Below are 20,260 nucleotides of genomic sequence, written 5' to 3'. Positions count from 1 at the left end.
AAATTATTAATTACAATATGTTTCGTCAAGACATTTATCAAAAGCCCTATCAGCTATTACGCAGGCTTCTTCAAAAGTGGCGCACATATCCATAAGATTTTCCACATCACTTACCCATTGTTCTGTGCATGGGAATCCTCTCACTACTTCTTCTTCGTTTTCTGTTACTAAATCATTATTAGCAGATGCAGTAAAACATGAAAATAATATTGAACAAATCAAAAATGCTTTTTTCATAACTATATAATTTTAGAATTAATTTCCGTAAAGTGCATCCAAACATTCTTCAAAGCATCTGTCTGCTATAATACAAGCTTCTTCAAATGTTGCTCCATATGCATTCTGTAAAACGCCAATATCTTCTTTCCACTGTTCTGTGCAAGGAAATCTACCCACCTCTTCTTTCTCCTCTAAATCTATTGTGTTAGCAAGAGAAACCCCACTAAAAGCTATCAATGCGATAGCTGTAAACATTAATTTTTTCATAATAAATAATTTTAAATTTATAAATATTTTTTTGGTTAACCATTGTAAAATTGAAAAAAAAAAAAAATGAATAGGGTTGTTTTTATTATCTATTTAACATATTATTAACGATAAATAGGTGCTTTGTAGGAGAAGTTTTACGAGCGTGTACTATTAATCTTACAGCTTGTTATCAATGGGTTTTGGTAATAAACTTTTTACATTTAAAGTTTTTAAAATAAACAATTTATTAATCAAAATAAAACTAGATAGATTTACAATTATTATTTCTTAATCCTAAAAAAAAACTAAAACAGTTACTACTTTTTTAGGTAATTCAAGAGAAAAATGTATTTGTCGAGTTAAATATCTTATTACTATTAATGATAAGCACAAAGTGATTGTCTTACTTGTTTACAATTTCTAAGACAACCCAATTATCCTGCCTTCATCATCAATATCAATACGTTCTGCATTGGGTACTGCAGGTAAACCAGGCATTCGCATTACATCGCCAAGCAAAGGCACAATAAACCCAGCACCACTAGCAATTTCAAATTCCCGAACCGTAATTACAAAATCGGTTGGGCGACCAATTAACTTTTCATTATCCGAAAAACTGGCTGGTGTTTTTGCCATACAAACCGAAAAATCATTAAAACCTAAATCGTTAATCATCTTCAATTGCGTTCTCGATTTGGGAGAAAATTCTACTGCTTTTGCGCCATAAATTTCAGAAGCAATTGTATTTATTTTGTGTTCAATAGAATCCTCTTTTTGGTATAATGGTTTGTAATTGGCTGTACCACTTTCAATTTCGGCAATAACTTTTTCTGCCAATGCAGCCGAACCTTTTCCGCCAACTACAAATGCCGTACTCACAATTGCAGTAACACCTTTAGTCAAACACAAGGCTTTCAAGGCCTCGTATTCTGCCTCGGTATCGTCTGGAAATGCATTAATACAAACCACAGGATTCAATCCAAACTTCTGAATATTTTCAATATGTTTTTCTAAGTTGCAAAATCCTTTTGCAATAGCAGGAACATTTTCTGTTTTAAACTCCTCAGCACTCAAACCAGCGTGGTGTTTTATCGCTCTTATTGTCGCCACTAAAACCACCGCATCCGGCTTCAACCCCGATTGCCCACATTTGATGTGCAGAAACTTTTCGGCACCTAAATCGGCACCAAAACCAGCTTCGGTAACAACATAATCACCAAGCGAAAGTCCCATTTTGGTTGCAATAACAGTATTTGTTCCTTGAGCAATACTTGCAAATGGTCCACCATGTAAAATGGCAGGATTTCCTTCTAAGGTTTGCACTAAATTAGGTTTCAAAGCATCTTTAAGCAAAACTGCCATTGCTCCTACTACCTTTAAATCGCGAGCGAAAACTGCTTTTCCATCTAGAGTTTTACCCACAAATATATTTCCTAAACGGAATTTTAAATCTTGTAAATCTTTAGAAAGGCACAAGATTGCCATCACTTCGGAAGCCGGAGTAATATTAAAACCATCTTCGCGCATCGTTCCGTTGGCTTTTGCTCCTACTCCAATTATGATTTGGCGTAACGAACGATCGTTCATGTCCATCACTCGTTTCCAAGCAATAGATTTCGGATCTAAATTCAAAGAATATTTTGGGTTTTGCAGATTATTATCAATCACAGCCGACAATAAATTATTTGCTTTTTCAATAGCCGAAAAATCGCCTGTAAAATGCAAATTTATATCCTCCATCGGAACTACTTGAGCATATCCTCCACCGGCAGCACCACCTTTCAAACCAAAAACTGGTCCAAGAGAAGGTTCGCGTAAAGCGGCAATAGCTTTCTTTCCAATAAAGTTCAAACCATCCGTTAAACCAATAGACATCGTAGTTTTGCCTTCACCATATTTAGTTGGTGACATGGCTGAAACCAAGATTAATTTCCCTTTTGGGTTTTCATCTTGTAGGTTTAAAGGTAATTTAGCCTTATACTTTCCGTAGTATTCTAAATCGTCTTCTGTGATGTTTATTTTTTCTGCAATTACACGAATGTGTTGCAAGGTTGCGATTTGAGCAATTTCGATATCAGAAGGAAAATGGGCCATTATTTTGTATTAAAAATTGGAATAAATTTTGAAATAAATAGAATTAAAAAGTATCAACTCTTAATTCTATAATCGTATTGGTACTCTTCTACAGCAACAATTTTAATTGCACTAGGGTCTATATTAGTTGGGTTTATTATAAAATTAAATTCATCCGGGATAATTACCGAAGGAACTCTAATTATAGGAAACGAAGACTGAATTAATTTATCCGAACCAAATGTTTTAGTAGACGAACTTGCAGGAATCGCTTTCCAATTGCTTGGTAAACTTTCCATTGGAATTACTTCAATCAAATCATCCTGAATTTCAATCACAGTAAAACTCAGTTTTGGAATAATAAAATCCAAGCCAATATTTACAGAATATTCCAGCAAAGCCAAGGCTCTACTTTGCGAAGTGTAAACACAAGGCGTACCCATTCTATTCCATCTACCACCAAATAATTTTGCGCCTAAACCAGATAAATCATTGCAGTATTGCTCTTTACCAATCCTGTAAACTAGCATAACCTAAGAATAAATACCATATTCTATACGACCAATTATGTTTTTTACTTCTTCTCTACCAAATTGATTATCAATAATATCGAAAGGTGTTTTACCTGCTAATGCTTTATTAGAAACAAACATCCAAGAATTAAAATTAGTAACATCTTCAAACACTTCATAACCATAGGAATATAAATCAGTTAATGCTAGGATTTTTTCTGAAACACTGTCGCTGTAGGCTTCATTTTTTTTCTTACTGATAAGCGTGGCTCTTGTTACGGCCAAAGCTTGAGCTAATTTATCGTAATCTAACTGAGCTTTTAACTTGAATTGCTCTAAATCATTTTTATTTATCCCCTTATCAAGTAATGTCATTTTTTCAAATGAAGTCATTTTATTGATTGGAGTTGCAATTCCTGAAACAATTGAATTCCAAAAATTATAAGCAGGATTAGTTAAATACAAAGGTGCTATTGGCTCACTTACAACATTTTGAACTTTATCTTGAATTACATATTTTTTGGAAACTTTCTTCATAGTATAGTTTTTAAATAATTACAATACAAAATTATACTATTTTATTTAGTTTTCAAAATTTTTAACAACTTTTTATATTATTCCAAACTTAACGTTATTTGACCATCATCATCTAATTCTGTTTGAATATCCCCGGAAACTGTCTCATCTCCAGAAACTTCTATTTCTTCTGCAATTGGCTCTTAAGGTTCTTCGTAAGGTAATGATTCTAATAAATTTACCTGTATTACTGATTTTCTTATACATTAGAAAATTGTATTTTGGCATATTCCAATATCAAAATGAAATATTGACATTATTATTGTTTTTTTAGTAAACTTTTTAAAAAACTTATTTCTTCTTTTAATGACTGAATATGTTCTTTATCTGAATTAATTACTGAATCAACATAAGCACTTGCATTTTCACTGTTTTGCTGATTTATTACTTTTTGAGTTTCTCATCTATTAATTCTGAAACTGTGCATTTTAGTATTTGGGCAATATGCATTAATCTTGTTATGCTAATCCTTTCATCTGCTTTTTCAAGTCTTGCATAAGATGGTTGTGTAATACCTAATTCTGTTGCAATATTATCTTGAGACAAACCTTTTGTTTCTCTAAAGATACTAATTTTATTGCCTATTATATTCATATAGCGCATAATTTTAATCAAAATAGAATAATTTATTTAAAATTCAAATAATAGAATCAAAAATATTATGTTCTATTTGTTAAAAATAATTATTAAAAATTTATTAAAACCATTTCTTATGAAAAAATTAATTTTAACTTTGGGTATTGTATTATCTTTATTGAGTTCATGTACAACTGATGATACTGTAACAAATCAAGAAAATTCAAAAATCACGTCAGTTTTAAAAGAGAAAAACTATGACACGCAAAAATTAATGTATCGAATGTTGTCCAAAGAAGAAAAACAAGAAATCTGGGTAGACAAAATTGATGTATTAATTTCAGATTCAAGTCTTAGTGGCCAACAAGTTTCTTTATTAAAGGACTTGAAGAATCATTTAAATGTTACTCTTTTTGATACTAAATCAAATAATGATGAAAGAGAAGTATTTAAAACGATTTATGTAAAAGACTTTTTAAATAAAGCGAAAAGCTTGTTTTCAGAAGATTATGTATATAACAATTTTTTTACAATAAGTGGAAATAATAGTTCTTCAAAATTATATGATTCAAAACCTATTTGCTCATGTAATCAAGGATCAATGTGGTCTTGTGGTATGGCAACAAGTACTTGTAGAGAAACTGATAAATGTAGAAAAGATTCTGATGGATGTGGCTTCGCAACAATGTTTGAATGTAATGGTAATTGCTTTAATAACTAAAATATAATGAATAGAATAAAAAAAATTAGTTTGTTTTTTTTCTTGTTACTAATAGTATACTTCTTTAATTTTGTCGGCAGAACTTATGGAATGTTCTTTAATTTTATTGTAACGGGTATAATAAACTTTCTATTTACCTTTTATTTACTAAAAATAAACCCATATAAAAAATTGGGTTTATTTTTAATTTTTCTTCCATTTCTTCTATTAACCTCAACAGTAATTTATGGTTTAATAAATTCAGAACGTATGCCTGGTATAATTGGATATTTTATGTATCTGTTTTCTAGCACATCAGGACTTATTTTGTTTCTTTCAAGAAAAAAAAGAGTTGTAATATTCATTTACTTTATTTTGTTATCATTATCGATTTTAAACTATAATAATTTTATTAACTACTATTATTCAATTGTTGATCAAAATACGAGCATAGGTAAGAACTTGCCTGAAATCGAGATTTTAAATAGTAAAAATGAATTACAAATATTAAACAATAATGGTAAAATTTTAGTTGTTGATTTATGGTCAAACACTTGTGGTAACTGTATAAAAGATTTTCCAAAATTTGAGAAGCTAAAAAATGATTTTGCAAATGATAGTTTGGTAGATTTTATATCAATAAACATTTATAATAAAAAATCAGATATTACTGAAAGTGAAAAATACTTGAAAAAATATACATTTAAAAAATATTTCACAGACCGTTCTGTTTATAAAAAATTAGATTTCAATTCAATACCAAATTATATGTTAGTTGGAAAAGATGGTAAGATAAAATACTTTGGTAATCTCAACATGGAGACATATGAAACATATAATAATATTTACAAACTCATAGAAAATGAAAAATAGCTTCTTTTACTTTACCTTTATAATAATTCTCACATTTTCCTGTAATAAAACCAACAAAAATAATTTTGCAGAAATTGAATATCAAAAAGAAATTAATTTTTGAACTATAAACGCAAAAGATACTATCACAAAATCTTTTATAATTAAAAATACCTCATCAATACCTTTAATAATTAAAAACGTAAAAGCTAGTTGCGGATGTACTTTAGTGAAATTAAAGGATTCAATAATTGAAAAAAATGAGTCTACTAATATCGTGGCTACTTACATTCCAAAAAAAGATGATATTGGTAAAATTAGTAAATCGATAGTGATAGAATCAAATACTAAAACTGTTTATAATGTAATGTACTTAAAAGGAATTATAAAATAAAAACAAAAGAGGTTGAAAAAATTCAACCTCTATCTTTCAACTTTCTACTCCAAACTTAACGTTATTTGTCCGTCGTCGTCTAATTCTGTTTGAATATCCCCGGAAACTGTCTCATCTCCAGAAACTTCGATTTCTTCAGGGATTTCTTCAATTGGCTCTTCAAATGGCAATGATTCTAACAAATTGACTTGTTTTAATTTATCTGCTGTCAATTGGTTTCCTATTGCTTTGATCCCTTTTACGGCAATAAATTGTTCCAAATCGATAGTTTGATTTTCTTTTTGAACGCCTTTTACTTTTGCAAAAATAATTTCTGCAACTGGACGCCAATCGGTAGAAACAATTTCTAATTGCGATTTTTCGTGTTCCGTGATGAATAGTTCTTCCTTATTTTCATTTTCTACCAAGAAACGTTTAATAAAATAACGCTCTTTTTCTCCATCATAATAAATGGTAGAAATTGGTTTCTTTGGATTCCATTTTTCCATCACAATCATGTCTTCTTCAAAATGCGTAGTCAACTCTGGAATAATTGTTTTCAATTTCCCCGATTGATTGATGATAAGCAAACGGTCATTTGGTCTGAATTCGCCTAGTAATTCGCCTCTTCCATCTACATTCAAACGCTGAACCGTATCGTCAAACCAAACTTTTCTCGGACGTAAAGTAGAAATTCCTTTCTCCTTCAATTCAATTTTCTTAATTGGGTATTTGGTAACCGTATTACCGCGTGAAGCACGACCTTTTATAGCAATATCAGTAAAATCGACATCCCATTTTAATTTCTTGACACTTCCTACTTGGCGTAATAAAATAGTAACAACCTCCGCTTCCCCATTAGGATTGGCGGAAAAATACGAAACTTGTGATCCTGCATTTTCTTGCGTTAAATCATAAAATTTATCACGAGTAACTCCCGAAACATTAAATCGTTTTATAAAAGTAGAACCATTTTTCCCATCACGATAAATCATGTTGTAAATTGTTCGTTTGTCATTTTTATCAAATACTGCAATATGGATAATGTCTTTACCTACGAATTTCTTATCGTCGACTTTGGCAATCATCATTTTTCCATCTCGCAAAAAAACAATTACATCATCAATATCCGAACAATCGGCAACGTATTCGTCTTTTTTCAAACCCGTTCCAAAGAAACCTTCTTCCTTGTTTACATAGAGTTTGGTATTTCTCAAAACTACTTTTGTGGCTTCAATATTTTCAAAACTTCGCAACTCGGTTTGACGTTCACGACCTTTTCCGTATTTTTCTTTTAATCGGGTGAAATAATCAATAGCAAAATCAATTAGATTGTCTAAATGATGCTGCACTTCTTTCATTTCGTCTTCCAATTTAGAAATAAAATCATCCGCTTTATCCGAGTCAAAACGGGTAATACGAATCATCGGAATTTGAGTCAATTTTTGTAAATCATCATCTACAATTTCACGTACAAAAGATTTTTTGAAAGGTTCAAAAGCCTTGTACATATAAGCATAAAGCGATTCTCTATCAGAATATAATTTGAAATCAATGTACATTTCTTCTCGAATGAATATTTTTTCCAAAGTAGAAAAATGCCATTTATTTTTAAGTTCTTCCAGTTGAATTTCTAATTCTGCTTTCAACAATTCCACCGTTCTTTCAGTGGAGATTTTTAGCATTGCAGAAACTCCAATGAACAAAGGTTTATTGTCTTCAATCACGCAACCTAAAGGTGCAACAGATGTTTCACAAGCTGTAAAAGCGTACAATGCATCAATAGATTTATCGGGTGAAACTCCTGGAAAAAGATGAATTAATATCTCAACTTCGGCAGCCGTATTGTCTTCAATTTTCTTGATTTTGATCTTCCCTTTTTCATTGGCTTTCAAAATACTATCAATCAAAGTTGATGTATTGGTTGAAAACGGAATTTGAGTAATCACCAAAGTTTGTTTATCCAACTGCGCAATTTTGGCTCGAACACGAACACGTCCACCACGCAAACCATCGTTATAATTGGAAACATCAGCAATTCCAGCCGTTTGAAAATCGGGATATATGGTAAAAGGTTTTCCTTTTAAAATTTTTATGGAAGCATCAATCAATTCGTTAAAATTATGCGGCAATACTTTGGTAGAAAGTCCAACAGCAATACCCTCGGCACCAGAAGCCAAAAGCAACGGAAATTTAACCGGAAGATTGTTTGGTTCCGCACGACGACCATCGTAGGACATTCCCCAATCAGTGATTTTAGGAGAATATAAAACCTCCAAAGCAAATTTGGACAATCGTGCTTCAATATATCTCGAAGCCGCTGCGCTATCGCCAGTAAGGATATTTCCCCAGTTTCCTTGACAGTCAATAAGTAATTCTTTTTGACCTATTTGCACCATTGCATCTCCAATACTAGCATCACCGTGGGGGTGGTACTGCATCGTGTGTCCAACAACATTCGCTACTTTATTGTAACGACCATCATCCAACTCTTTAAGCGAGTGCATAATACGGCGTTGCACGGGTTTAAAACCATCTTCAATAGCAGGAACGGCACGCTCCAAAATTACATAGGAAGCGTAATCCAAAAACCAATCTTTGTACATTCCTGTAACTTTGGTAATGGTATCTTCTGGATTTTCGTCGTTTTCATAAAAATGATTCCCGCTTTTAGAAACTAAATCTTCAAAGCCTTCGTCAGTACTTTCCTCGTTCACAGACTCGTTTAACTCGTCGTTAGTTTCGTCTTCGTTTGGGATTATGTTATCTTCTTCTTCGTCTTTCATTTATCTTGATTCCGAAATTAATTTTATTAAATCTTCTTTGCTTGGTAAAATAGTTTTGTACTTACTAGCAAAAATTTGTTCGTTATTATCTGGCAATGTATATTCTACCACTAAATCGCTTTTATTTTGGCAAAGCACAATCCCGATGGTTTTATTTTCCTCTTCCAAGCGAATTTCTCTATCATAATAGTTCACATACATTTGCATTTGACCTAAATCTTGATGTTTTACTTCACCTATTTTTAGATCTATTAGTACAAAACTCCTTAAAACTCGATTGTAAAATACTAAATCAATATAGAAATGTTTATCATCAAAAGTTATCCTTTTCTGACGTGCTACAAATGCAAAACCTTCTCCTAATTCCAAAAGAAAATGCTCTAATTTATTGATTATTTCTTGTTCTAATTCTGATTCAGAATAATTATGTAATTCCGGCAAACCAAGAAATTCTAAAATATAAGGATCCTTAATAATATCTTTTGGTTTTTCAATAATCTGACCTTCTTCTGCTAATTTTAATATACCTTCTTTATCTCTACTTAAAGCCAATCTTGTATATAATGCCGAATCGTACTGCCGTTTTAGCTCTCTTACACTCCAATTGTGTTTTTCTGATTCAATTTCATAGAAACTTCGTTCTTTTTCATCATCAATTCGCATTAGAAAAGTATAATGTGTCCAAGTAAGTTTAAAAAATGAAATCAGTGACTGCGTTTTTTGCGTTTCAAATTTCCCAGTCACTGACTGCGTTTTTTGTAATTCCAATTCCGCAGTCAGTGATTGCGTATTTTGCAATTGTAAAATACTAGACAGTGTCTCGGATTTTGAATAGGTAAAATAAAATTGTCGAATTTGTTCTAAATTCCTCAACGAAAATCCTTTACCAAACTCATTTGTCAATTGCTCTGAAAGTCCTTTTAGAATTTTTTTTCCATATTCGGCTCTTTCTTTTCCGTTTTGTTCTTCTTGAACAATTCTTCTTCCAATTTCAAAATAAGTGTAGGTCATTGTTGAATTTACCGTACGTAAAACCTGTTGTCGCGCATCTTGCAATAACGCAACCACCTGTTGGAATAATTCTTTATTTGGAAGATTATTACTCATTAAAAAATTTAACTTGCCTCTATAACATCTAAATCCACTTTCAGATTATTGATAATGAAAATCTGTCTGTCTGGTGTATTTTTACCCATATAAAATTCTAAAAGAGTTTCTATTGGTGTAGCTTTATCTAACATTACAGGATCTAATCGGATGCTTTCACCAATAAAATTTTTGAACTCATCTGGAGAAATTTCTCCCAATCCTTTAAATCGGGTAATTTCTGGTTTTGGTTTTAGTTTTTCAATGGCATCTCTTCGTTCTTCATCCGAATAACAATAGATGGTTTCTTTTTTGTTTCGAACCCGAAATAATGGCGTTTGCAAAATATACAAATGCCCTTCCTTGATCATTTCTGGAAAAAATTGCAAGAAAAAGGTAATCAACAGCAATCGAATGTGCATTCCATCGACATCGGCATCGGTGGCAATTACGATGTTGTTGTAACGCAAATCTTCAATCCCTTCTTCAATATTTAAAGCTGCTTGAAGCAAATTAAATTCTTCGTTTTCGTATACAATTTTCTTGGACATTCCATAGGAATTCAAGGGCTTACCACGCAAACTAAATACGGCTTGTGTATTTACATCCCGACTTTTAGTGATGGAACCCGAAGCGGAATCTCCCTCGGTAATAAAAAGCGTACTTTCTAGACTTCGTGGGTTTTTAGCATCGGTTAAATGCACACGACAATCCCGCAATTTTTTATTGTGTAAATTCGATTTTTTAGCACGGTCTTTGGCTAATTTTCGAATTCCAGAAAGTTCTTTTCGTTCGCGTTCGGCTTGTAGAATCTTGCGCAAAAGCAAATCGGCAACTTCCGGATTTTTATGTAGAAAATTATCTAGTTTAGTTGTGATAAAATCGTGGATGAAAGTACGAACTGTAGGCCCATTCGGACCAATATCATTGGAACCTAATTTGGTTTTGGTTTGACTTTCAAAAACGGGTTCTTCCACTTTAATAGAAACGGCCGAAACAATGGATTTACGAATATCCGAAGCTTCAAATCCTTTATTATAATAATCTCGGATAGTTTTAACGATTGCCTCCCGAAAAGCATTTAAATGCGTTCCTCCTTGGGTAGTATTTTGTCCGTTTACAAACGAATGGTATTCTTCGGAATATTGTGATTTACTGTGGGTTAATGCTATTTCAATATCTTCGCCTTCTAGGTGAATGATAGGATATTGCATGTCTTCTTCAGTGATGGTTTCTTCTAGTAAATCTTTTAAACCGAATTCTGAAATGTATTTTTCACCATTATAATAAATCGATAATCCACGATTTAAATAACAGTAATTTTTGAGCATTTTGATAATATACTCATTTCGGTATTTATAATTTTTGAAAATGGCTTCGTCAGCAATGAAAGCTACTTTGGTACCTTTTCGTTTGGTAGATTCTGCAACATCTTCTTCTAGAGTTAGATTCCCTTCCGAGAATTCGGCTGCTTTTTGTTGGTTATCTCGAACGGATTCTACACGGAAATAATTGGACAAAGCATTCACGGCTTTGGTACCAACTCCATTTAAACCAACTGATTTTTTAAAGGCTTTGGAATCGTATTTTCCACCGGTATTCATTTTGGAAACAACATCCACTACTTTTCCTAACGGAATTCCACGACCATAATCACGAACGGTAACGAGTTTATCTTTGATGGTAACTTCAATAACTTTTCCGGCCCCCATAACAAATTCATCGATGCAATTATCGATGACTTCTTTTAGAAGAATATAGATTCCATCATCGGGTGACGAACCGTCTCCGAGTTTCCCAATATACATTCCAGGACGCATTCGGATGTGTTCTTTCCAATCGAGTGAACGAATATTGTCTTCGTCGTATTTAGTTTCGTCTGCCATTTTAAAATAAATCGAATTTGTGCTAATGTAGTGAATTTCGAAAGAATTTTAATGTTGATTTAGAGAAGTTATTAAGAATGTTTTTGACAATTTAAGGAGATGGGAGAAAAGAATATAGAAAATAGAGAATAGATATTAGACGAAAGATTAACAGTTAATTAGTGGGAGATTTTTTTGTAGTTTTGATCAAAACCAAAGTTTTTTAACTCCAAAAACTTACTGAATTCTTTTCTTGAAGGACTAATAATAAAACGTGTAGAATCAATCCTTTTTGAATGATTTTTTGTAATTGAATCCATTCGTTTTAAATCATTATCTGAATACAATTGTTTGATTGTTATAGTGTTTTTATTCAAACTCATTAATTTCACTTTCCAATAAATAGAATCTTTTTGATTTAAAACTAAACGCCCATTAATTCGTTTTGCTTTTTGAATATCTGAAAATGAAAAAAAAGTGTCGACATCTTTGTATGCTAATTCAATTGAATCACCAATGACTTTTGAATTGAAAACTTCTTTTTTATTTTTTGATATATACTTTCCGTTTTCAATATAAAAATCTTGCTTTAAAGAATCTGTTTGATTTTTATGAATTCTAAATTTGAATTCACTTTCAGTATAAATTATATTTTTTTTAATATTCAAATAAACAGAATCTGAATTCCTATAAATTCCTTGAAATTTATTTGGGATAGAAGTCAATTCTGAATCATTAATTGGTTGAGGAGCTTCAAAAAAGAACATATTCCCGGCAGGACATTCGCTTTGTTTGCATGAAACTAAAAGCAAAATTACACCAAATAATAAAACTATTTTTTTCATTGCGAACTTTTTTTTAAATTCAATTCAAATGTTATGCCAAAAATTAGGTTGAATTTATCTACTCATGTTCTGCCCCAGATTGTAATGGAAAGCATTTTGCAGGAAAACACTGTTTTTTGTTGTCCTAAAAAAGCGACCAACGGAAGCTCTTTTTAGGACTTACAAAAAAAGTGTTTTACAAAAAATCTTGGAATGGAAAGCTGGAGTAGGCACCAAAAAAACCGCAAAATTTCTCTTGCGGTTGGTCTATATTCTATAATCTTTTATCTATTTTCTAATTTACACGTTGAAACGGAAATGCATCACATCACCATCTTTAACGATGTATTCTTTTCCTTCTACACGAAGTTTTCCGGCTTCTTTTACTTTGGCTTCGGAACCGAAATTAGAGAAATCTTCATAGGCAATTACCTCAGCACGGATGAATCCTTTTTCGAAATCGGTGTGGATTACTCCAGCCGCTTTGGGTGCGGTATCGCCAATATTAATAGTCCAAGCACGAACTTCTTTTACACCTGCTGTGAAGTAGGTTTGAAGTTTTAAAAGTCGGTAAGCAGCACGAATTAAAACGGCTGAACCCGGCTCGGATAATCCCATATCTTCAAGAAAAACTTGACGCTCTTCGTAACTTTCTAATTCGGTTATATCGGCCTCAGCGCCTACCGAAAGGATAATTACTTCGGCATCTTCGTCTTTCACTAATTCGCGAACTTGATCTACATATTTATTGCCATTTACTGCAGATTCTTCATCTACGTTACAAACGTACAATACTGGTTTGGCTGTGATTAATTGAAAATCTTCTAATAAATCTATTTCGTCTTGGTTTTGAGGAAGGACGGTTCTAGCAGATTTTGCTTGCAGTAAATTCTCGCGAATTCTATCTAAAAATGCTTTCTCTACTTGGGCTTCTTTGTTACCTGTTTTGGCGGCACGATTTACTTTTTCTAAACGTTTTTCAACAGTTTCTAAATCTTTTAATTGCAATTCGATATCGATAGTTTCTTTATCGCGAATTGGATTTACATTGCCATCTACGTGGACAATATTATCGTTATCAAAACAACGTAAAACGTGAATGATAGCATTACATTCTCTAATATTTCCAAGAAATTGATTTCCTAAACCTTCACCTTTACTAGCTCCTTTAACTAAACCTGCAATATCTACGATATCTACAGTTGCCATTTGAACGCGCTCTGGATTTACCAATTCTTCTAAACGAATCATTCTTGGATCGGGTACGTTTACCACCCCAATATTAGGTTCGATAGTACAGAACGGAAAGTTGGCACTTTGCGCTTTTGCATTAGATAAACAATTAAATAAAGTTGATTTTCCTACGTTTGGTAATCCTACAATTCCTGCTTTCATTGTGACTGTGATTTTTAAAAGTGTGCAAATATACTTTTATTAATTGAAAGATTAAAACGTTTTGATTTTCAATGCGCAATTTGCTTTTTTACATAGAAAATTACTTTTCTAGATTACGTAATTTATAATTTGAGTAAATTTACAATAAAGTAATAAAGTAGGATTGGTAGCAAAATTAAAACATATGAATTGTACTTAATAAAGCAATTATCTACTTATAATTATTCCATAAATTGTAACTATATTTTATTAATACTTATTAATGTGTAGGAAATTAATTACAACAAAAAAGTCTTATTTTGATTAAAAAATTAAAATTAATATTAAACAACTATCTTTTTTATTCTGCTTGTAACACCAGTAAAATAAAGTATTGTACAATTTTACTCCATTTTAGGACTATGCATATTTTAGCATTTATTTAATTTGCTAACTATATCGAAATAGTTTTTTTCGGTTTAAAATTAACCATTAATTTAACCAAATTTATCATGAACAAATTATTAACAAACAAAAAAAGATTTACAAATCTTATTTTCAGCATGTTTTTATTGCTGTTAGGATTTAATGTAAGTTGGGGGCAAACCCAAACCATCGGATCCTTTCCTTATATGGAGGGAGGATTTGAAAACTATGCCGCAAGTACATTAAATGGTACTTTGTCAACGGCAGTATGGTCTGTAAGTAGTAATACTAATTCTACTACAAAAGCAATTTTAAATAATGCTGCAGTAGCGAGAACAGGAAGTAAGTATGCAAGTCACACTACACAAGTTGCAACCAATATAAGGTTACAATCGCCTACCACGGCTACTGCGGCAAATGCACCTGCTCCTAACGCTACTTATACTGTACAATACTATTATAATACAACAACAGATCAAACGACTAGTTTGCAAGGTGCTATTTATAATGCTGCTACAGACAGTAAATCTGGACTTGTAACGTCTACTTATTTGTCAGGGGTTTGGGTTAAAGCAACCTATACTGCGACGACAAATGTTGCAGCTGTAGTAGCTAGCGCAAATTTTGCAGGTGTTAGACATGCTGCAATAACATCATCCAATGTGCTTATTGATGATTTTGTGGTGTATGCTGGCGCTGTTGATACTACACCTCCAACAGCTGCAACGGTTTCAACGGTTTCTATTACCTCAGCAACGACATTCAATGTGGGTTGGACTGCCTCTGCTGATGCAGACAAAACAGGGTATATGGTGGTGCGTTATGCCGCTGACCCAACTGGTCAGCCTCTTCCAAATACAAATGGTATTTATGGCGTGGGTAATTCCATAGGAACAGGTACTGTTGCCTATATAGGTGCTACTAGTGCAACTAGTTTTACAGACACAGTAGCTAATACTAATGTACAATACTATTACAGAATTTTTACGGTTGATAAAGCCTTCAATTATTCTGCTCCATTAAATCTTACTACTGTTGTTGATACTACCCCTCCAGGAAATCCAGGTGCTGTTACGGTGTCTGGAGCAACGGCTACAACTTTAGCAATAAGTTGGGATGCAGCCTCAAGCATTGACGGTGGTGGTTATTTAGTGGTGCGCTATACAACAAGCCCTAATGCCGATAATGATCCAACTCAAAATTCAACTTATGGAGTTGGAAATACCTATACTAACGGAACGGATGGTTTAACTGGTACTGTTGTTTATGTAGGAACGGGATTATTAACTACTGATACTGGTTTGACAACAGATGCTACTTATTATTATAAAGTTTACACTTTTGATCAAGCGAAAAATTATTCTGGAGAATCATCAGGTTCTGGTACAACCACTGCAGCTGAAGATAACACTCCTCCAAATGCGCCAGGCACTGCCTCTATATCGAATCAAACAACAACATCTATGGTTGTTAACTGGATAGCGGCTTCAGGTGGTGTAGACGGTGGTGGGTATATGGTGGTGCGCTATTCTGGTGACCCATCACCAGAAACAGGTGCTAATCCGGTACAGAAAGCAACATATGTAGTTGGTAATACCTATGCTACAGGGACTAACCCTGATGGGGTTACTGCTCCTAAAACCGCAAGAGTTATTTATGTAGGAACAGATTTAACTTGTTTATCTTCAGGTTTAACGCCTTCGGACTATACCTATTATAAGGTGTATACTTTTGATGCTGCTAAAAACTATTCAGATGCCTCTTTTGTAAAAGGAAAAACATCGTATCAGTTTGTAACTCCTACAGCTTTGGCTGCAACTGTTCCAGCAGCAGATGGTTTTACGGCAAATTGGAATTTGTTAGACAATTCTTTAACACCTACTGCAGCTATATATACTGTTAATACGTATACTGTTGCTTCAACGGCATCTACATTTGTAGGATGGACAATTCCTACTACAGTTGCAGATACTGACTCATTGATTGCAGATGTTACCACTGCTAATAATACCACATCAGCGTTGACAGTAGAAGGAGGTGGAGGTAACACTATAAATACTTCAGTGACCGGTAATCCTGGTTTTGCTGCTAGAGGTACTAGCTGGTATTCTACATTTATTATTTCTGGTACAGAAGGTGTAGATGCTGTTTATGCTACTCCTAAAGCTACCCCAGACAAATACTGGCAAGTTAAGGTGAATACAGTAGGATACATTAATCCGACAATATCGTCTCATCAACTTTCTACTAACACAGGACCAAGAGATTTTAAATTGCAGTATAGCAGTAACGGTATCTCGGGTCCTTTTACAGATTTAGTTTCTACCATTACAGTGTTGAGTACTTGGAATACCACAGCGGTAGCTAATGTGGCTTTACCAGTTTCTTGTCAAAACAATCCAAATGTAGTATTGCGTTGGGTACAAACTTCGTTTACAAATACAGCTGGTGTTGAGATGACTACTCCATCTACAGGAGGATCAAGTCGTATTGATAACATCTTAGTTAAAGGTTTTAAACTTACAGTTGCTAACACAACGGCTTCTACAAGTACTACCAATACTTCTATTCCAGTTACTGGTTTAACAACTGGAAGTTATTATTATGATGTAGTGGCTTCTAAAAACAGCACTACTGATGTTGCTACTGGTCTTGTAACTACCTATGCTGCATCGCCAAATTCTAACTTAATTTCAGTTGCGGTTACCACTCCTCAAAATGTGGCAAATTATAGATCTACTGCAAGTGGTCCTATTTCTAGTACTTCTATTTGGGAATATTTTGATGCAACAACATGGCAAACAGCAACTGAAGCACCTACAAGTGCTAATAGTATAACTATTCAAGCAGGGCATACTATTACATTGGATGCTAACTTTGTATTCAATACAGGAAAATCTTTAACCATTTCTGGTACTTTAGATTTAGCTGGATTTAATGTTTCTGGTGCTGGTGCCACTGTTACTTCAAATTCTGGTTCTAAAGTAATTTTAGGGAATAATGTTTCTTTGGCTACTGGTATAACTACTGCTACAGTTTCATTAAGTACAGCGACTAATTTTGATTTCAATGGTACAAGTGTTGCTCAACATACAGGTGGGTTGCCAGGTTCTTCTATAACTACTTCAAATGCTAATGGTAGTCAGAACTACACCACTACACTTACAGGAAACATTACTGTTTCTAATCCTCTAGGTGTAACCATGAATCAAACTATTAAATTAAATACACCAGGTATTTTAACAGTTACAAGCACTGGGAAGTTTTTGTTTGGAGATGGAAATGAGGCTTCAGGTACAATAGCTGCTGGCACTTATAATTCAGGCACTTATAATTTAACAGGTACGGGTTCATTTGTTGCACAATCTGATTGTACTCTTGTTATTACCTCTAGTAAAGGTATTTCAGGATTAACCGATGGAAATATTAGAACATCTACTGCTCGTACTTTTGGCTCAGGAATCAACTTTGTTTTCGCTAAAAATGATGGATTTAACGCAATTAGTATGGGAACTTCTTTTTATAATAATGGTGATATTAATCCTGCAACAGGTATTAAGAATATGACAATTGATTGCCCTAATGGTGTTTATTTTGCATCTACATATGCAGGAACTGCCAATACAAATGCTTCAGGATTTGTAACTACAATTACGTATACAGGAGGAAATGACATTACTGTAAATGGAACATTAAATTTTGTTTCTGGTAAATTATATACGGGAGATTATGTAACGGTTGCTACCAACTCTGTTCCACCTGTTGTTATAAATTCAGTTTCTTATTATCCAATTGTTTCTTTAGCAATTACACCCGGAAATACTAGTGCTTTAAAATTGAATGTAGGTCCTTCAGGTAGTATTACAGGAGCAAGTTCAGGGACAGGTTGGATTATTGGTAATTTAAACAAACTTACTACTTCAGGTAATAGTCCTTCTTTCAACTATACTATTGGAGATGCTACTAATTATTATCCTTTAGGATTAACTTTTACGGGGAATACCTCTGTTGATGGTGGTTTAACTGCTAGAACTAATTCAGGAGCAGCTTCAAACATTGCTGATTCAGGTATCGATACTACTAAAAAAGTAAATAGATATTGGTCTTTAACTAATAGTAATTTGGCTGGTTTTGGAAATTACCAAGCAACTTTCAACTATGATGTTTCTGAAAATGACGATACCACTAGCGCATCAAGTTATATAGTTCTTAGATACGATAATTTTACTTGGAATTCAACAACAATTTTAGGAACACCATCCACTTCATCTGCAACAGCTTCAGGTATTGCAGGTTTTGGAAATTTTGTAATTGGAAAATCCAATATTACACCATCTCCTTCTGCAGAAGCACAAGTTTTTTGTAACTCAGCAACTGTCGCTAATTTAATTGCACAAGGGACTTCAATTAATTGGTATAGTAGTGACGTAAGTTCATCACCATTATCCTCTGCTACTGCTCTAACAACAGGTACTTATTATGCTACTCAAACTGCTAACGGTATTGAAAGCGCAAGAATTTCTGTTTCAATAACTGTAAATGTAACTGCTGTTCCAACGGCAACTGCGCAAACATTCTGTAATTCAGGAACTGTTGCTGATTTAGTTGCAACAGGAACTGCATTAATATGGTATGCAACTGCAACCGGCGGAAGCGCTTTAGCTTCAGATGTCGCTTTAGTTTCAGGAAACTACTATGTTTCTCAAACTTTAAATTCATGTGAAAGTGCAAGAACTGCAGTTGCTGTAACTATTACTAATGGAATTGCTGTTCAACCAATGGATGCCAATATTTGTTCTACAGCAACGACTTCTACAGCAAGCATTTCTGTAGTTTCTTCTGGTGGAACTCCAACTTATGCATGGCAATATGCTACTGCATTACTTCCAACCACTTGGATTACTATTACAGCTGCAAATGCAAGTAATGTTTATACAACTTATACTTCGGCTACTTTAAATATTAAGAAATCGGCTACTTTGTTAACAGGTACTAAATACCGAGTTATTTTAACGAATGGATCCTGTGGAACTGTAACTTCAAATGTGGCTACTTTAACTGTAAATCCGTTATCTGTTGTGAAAACAATTTCAGGTGCTGGAGCTATTTGTAACGGAGCAAGTAAAACCCTTACTTTGGCAACAGGTTCTGTTGGCTCTATCCAATGGCAATCTTCTACTACATCGGCTACGGCTACAGATTTTGCAAACATCAGTGGCGCTACTGATCCAGTGTCTTTAACTGTAAGTCCATCAGTGACTACTTGGTATAGAGTGGTGGCTAAAAGTGGTGCGTGCTCTTCTATTGCTAGTGCAGCAGTTGCAGTAACTGTAAGTCAACCAACCGCTGTTGGAACACTTTCAGCTCTTGCTTCAACACTTTGTACTGCTACAGGAACTACACTTAGTTTGTCTAGTGCTACCGGAACTATTGCATGGCAAAAAGCTACAGTTACTAGTGGAGTAACAGGAACATTTGCTGCAGTTGCAGGAAATGTAACTACTACATTAGCTACTGGAAATCTAACTGCTACTACTGCTTATAGAGTGGTTGTTTCTAGTGGAGCTTGTCCTACATCTACTTCCGATCCAATAACAATAACTGTAAATCCTGTTTCTACCGTGAAAACAATTTCAGGTGCCGGAGCTATTTGTAATGGAGCAAGTAAAACCCTTACTTTAGCAACAGGTTCTGTTGGTTCTATCCAATGGCAATCTTCAACTACATCGGCTACGGCTACAGATTTCGCAAATATTAGTGGTGCTACTG

General features: G+C 33.6%; 15 protein-coding genes. 4 read left to right on the top strand and 11 right to left on the bottom strand.

Annotated features, from left to right (window positions below; all coding sequences use genetic code 11):
* Window positions 1-6: 6 nt before the first annotated feature.
* The 6 genes from ACIQ2J_RS04455 to ACIQ2J_RS04430 all read right to left on the bottom strand — a co-directional run bounded on the left by ACIQ2J_RS04455 (window position 7) and on the right by ACIQ2J_RS04430 (window position 4,223).
* The gene (locus tag ACIQ2J_RS04455; protein ID WP_396167165.1) at window positions 7-237 is read right to left on the bottom strand and encodes a hypothetical protein; all 231 of its coding nucleotides are present in this window, start codon (window positions 235-237) and stop codon (window positions 7-9) included.
* Window positions 238-255: 18 nt separating this feature from the next.
* Complete coding sequence (locus ACIQ2J_RS04450) at window positions 256-486, bottom strand: hypothetical protein (protein ID WP_396167164.1); 231 nt, start codon at window positions 484-486, stop codon at window positions 256-258.
* Between the two features lie 402 nt (window positions 487-888).
* Window positions 889-2,562: a formate--tetrahydrofolate ligase gene (locus tag ACIQ2J_RS04445; protein ID WP_396167163.1), complete on the bottom strand. Its 1,674-nt coding sequence runs from the start codon at window positions 2,560-2,562 to the stop codon at window positions 889-891.
* A gap of 53 nt (window positions 2,563-2,615) precedes the next feature.
* Window positions 2,616-3,071 carry an RES family NAD+ phosphorylase gene (locus ACIQ2J_RS04440; protein WP_396167162.1) on the bottom strand — a complete coding sequence of 152 codons (456 nt, stop codon included), beginning with the start codon at window positions 3,069-3,071 and terminating at the stop codon, window positions 2,616-2,618.
* A 3-nt stretch (window positions 3,072-3,074) separates the two neighbouring features.
* Window positions 3,075-3,590 (bottom strand): antitoxin Xre/MbcA/ParS toxin-binding domain-containing protein, encoded by a 516-nt coding sequence (locus ACIQ2J_RS04435; protein WP_396167161.1) that lies wholly within the window; start codon window positions 3,588-3,590, stop codon window positions 3,075-3,077.
* Between the two features lie 423 nt (window positions 3,591-4,013).
* Window positions 4,014-4,223, bottom strand: a complete 210-nt coding sequence (locus tag ACIQ2J_RS04430; protein ID WP_396167160.1) for a helix-turn-helix domain-containing protein — start codon at window positions 4,221-4,223, stop codon at window positions 4,014-4,016.
* A 118-nt stretch (window positions 4,224-4,341) separates the two neighbouring features.
* On the opposite strand from ACIQ2J_RS04430, the gene ACIQ2J_RS04425 reads away from it, so the two are divergent.
* The 3 genes from ACIQ2J_RS04425 (at window position 4,342) to ACIQ2J_RS04415 (ending at window position 6,151) form a co-directional block, all read left to right on the top strand.
* Window positions 4,342-4,926 carry a bacteriocin fulvocin C-related protein gene (locus ACIQ2J_RS04425; protein ID WP_396167159.1) on the top strand — a complete coding sequence of 195 codons (585 nt, stop codon included), beginning with the start codon at window positions 4,342-4,344 and terminating at the stop codon, window positions 4,924-4,926.
* 6 nt (window positions 4,927-4,932) lie between these two features.
* Complete coding sequence (locus ACIQ2J_RS04420; protein ID WP_396167158.1) at window positions 4,933-5,778, top strand: TlpA family protein disulfide reductase; 846 nt, start codon at window positions 4,933-4,935, stop codon at window positions 5,776-5,778.
* A gap of 106 nt (window positions 5,779-5,884) precedes the next feature.
* The gene (locus ACIQ2J_RS04415; RefSeq protein ID WP_396167303.1) at window positions 5,885-6,151 is read left to right on the top strand and encodes a DUF1573 domain-containing protein; all 267 of its coding nucleotides are present in this window, start codon (window positions 5,885-5,887) and stop codon (window positions 6,149-6,151) included.
* A gap of 44 nt (window positions 6,152-6,195) precedes the next feature.
* Here ACIQ2J_RS04415 and ACIQ2J_RS04410 read toward each other — a convergent pair whose 3' ends face one another.
* The 5 genes from ACIQ2J_RS04410 to ychF all read right to left on the bottom strand — a co-directional run bounded on the left by ACIQ2J_RS04410 (window position 6,196) and on the right by ychF (window position 14,086).
* Complete coding sequence (locus ACIQ2J_RS04410; RefSeq protein ID WP_396167157.1) at window positions 6,196-8,916, bottom strand: DNA gyrase/topoisomerase IV subunit A; 2,721 nt, start codon at window positions 8,914-8,916, stop codon at window positions 6,196-6,198.
* Window positions 8,917-10,023: a YhcG family protein gene (locus ACIQ2J_RS04405; RefSeq protein ID WP_396167156.1), complete on the bottom strand. Its 1,107-nt coding sequence runs from the start codon at window positions 10,021-10,023 to the stop codon at window positions 8,917-8,919.
* A gap of 8 nt (window positions 10,024-10,031) precedes the next feature.
* Entirely contained in the window at window positions 10,032-11,888 is a 1,857-nt protein-coding gene (locus tag ACIQ2J_RS04400; protein ID WP_396167155.1) for a DNA topoisomerase IV subunit B, read from the bottom strand.
* 158 nt (window positions 11,889-12,046) lie between these two features.
* Window positions 12,047-12,712 carry a hypothetical protein gene (locus ACIQ2J_RS04395; RefSeq protein ID WP_396167154.1) on the bottom strand — a complete coding sequence of 222 codons (666 nt, stop codon included), beginning with the start codon at window positions 12,710-12,712 and terminating at the stop codon, window positions 12,047-12,049.
* Between the two features lie 279 nt (window positions 12,713-12,991).
* Window positions 12,992-14,086 (bottom strand): redox-regulated ATPase YchF, encoded by a 1,095-nt coding sequence (gene ychF, locus ACIQ2J_RS04390; protein WP_396167153.1) that lies wholly within the window; start codon window positions 14,084-14,086, stop codon window positions 12,992-12,994.
* 491 nt (window positions 14,087-14,577) lie between these two features.
* Between ychF and ACIQ2J_RS04385 the strand changes: the two genes are divergently transcribed.
* The coding region (locus ACIQ2J_RS04385) for a hypothetical protein (protein WP_396167152.1) at window positions 14,578-20,260 on the top strand (5,683 nt) is incomplete at its 3' end.

The sequence above is a fragment of the Flavobacterium sp. genome, from assembly GCF_044357305.1.
Taxonomy (GTDB): Bacteria; Bacteroidota; Bacteroidia; order Flavobacteriales; family Flavobacteriaceae; genus Flavobacterium.
This window is presented reverse-complemented; position numbering and strand designations above follow the sequence as displayed.

Bases quoted from the DNA above. Each gene is read 5' to 3' on its own strand.
- ACIQ2J_RS04455 (WP_396167165.1), bottom strand. From the start codon at position 237: ATGAAAAAAGCATTTTTGATTTGTTCAATATTATTTTCATGTTTTACT.
- ACIQ2J_RS04450 (WP_396167164.1), bottom strand. From the start codon at position 486: ATGAAAAAATTAATGTTTACAGCTATCGCATTGATAGCTTTTAGTGGG.
- ACIQ2J_RS04445 (WP_396167163.1), bottom strand. From the start codon at position 2,562: ATGGCCCATTTTCCTTCTGATATCGAAATTGCTCAAATCGCAACCTTG.
- ACIQ2J_RS04440 (WP_396167162.1), bottom strand. From the start codon at position 3,071: ATGCTAGTTTACAGGATTGGTAAAGAGCAATACTGCAATGATTTATCT.
- ACIQ2J_RS04435 (WP_396167161.1), bottom strand. From the start codon at position 3,590: ATGAAGAAAGTTTCCAAAAAATATGTAATTCAAGATAAAGTTCAAAAT.
- ACIQ2J_RS04430 (WP_396167160.1), bottom strand. From the start codon at position 4,223: ATGAATATAATAGGCAATAAAATTAGTATCTTTAGAGAAACAAAAGGT.
- ACIQ2J_RS04425 (WP_396167159.1), top strand. From the start codon at position 4,342: ATGAAAAAATTAATTTTAACTTTGGGTATTGTATTATCTTTATTGAGT.
- ACIQ2J_RS04420 (WP_396167158.1), top strand. From the start codon at position 4,933: ATGAATAGAATAAAAAAAATTAGTTTGTTTTTTTTCTTGTTACTAATA.
- ACIQ2J_RS04410 (WP_396167157.1), bottom strand. From the start codon at position 8,916: ATGAAAGACGAAGAAGAAGATAACATAATCCCAAACGAAGACGAAACT.
- ACIQ2J_RS04405 (WP_396167156.1), bottom strand. From the start codon at position 10,023: ATGAGTAATAATCTTCCAAATAAAGAATTATTCCAACAGGTGGTTGCG.
- ACIQ2J_RS04400 (WP_396167155.1), bottom strand. From the start codon at position 11,888: ATGGCAGACGAAACTAAATACGACGAAGACAATATTCGTTCACTCGAT.
- ACIQ2J_RS04395 (WP_396167154.1), bottom strand. From the start codon at position 12,712: ATGAAAAAAATAGTTTTATTATTTGGTGTAATTTTGCTTTTAGTTTCA.
- ychF (WP_396167153.1), bottom strand. From the start codon at position 14,086: ATGAAAGCAGGAATTGTAGGATTACCAAACGTAGGAAAATCAACTTTA.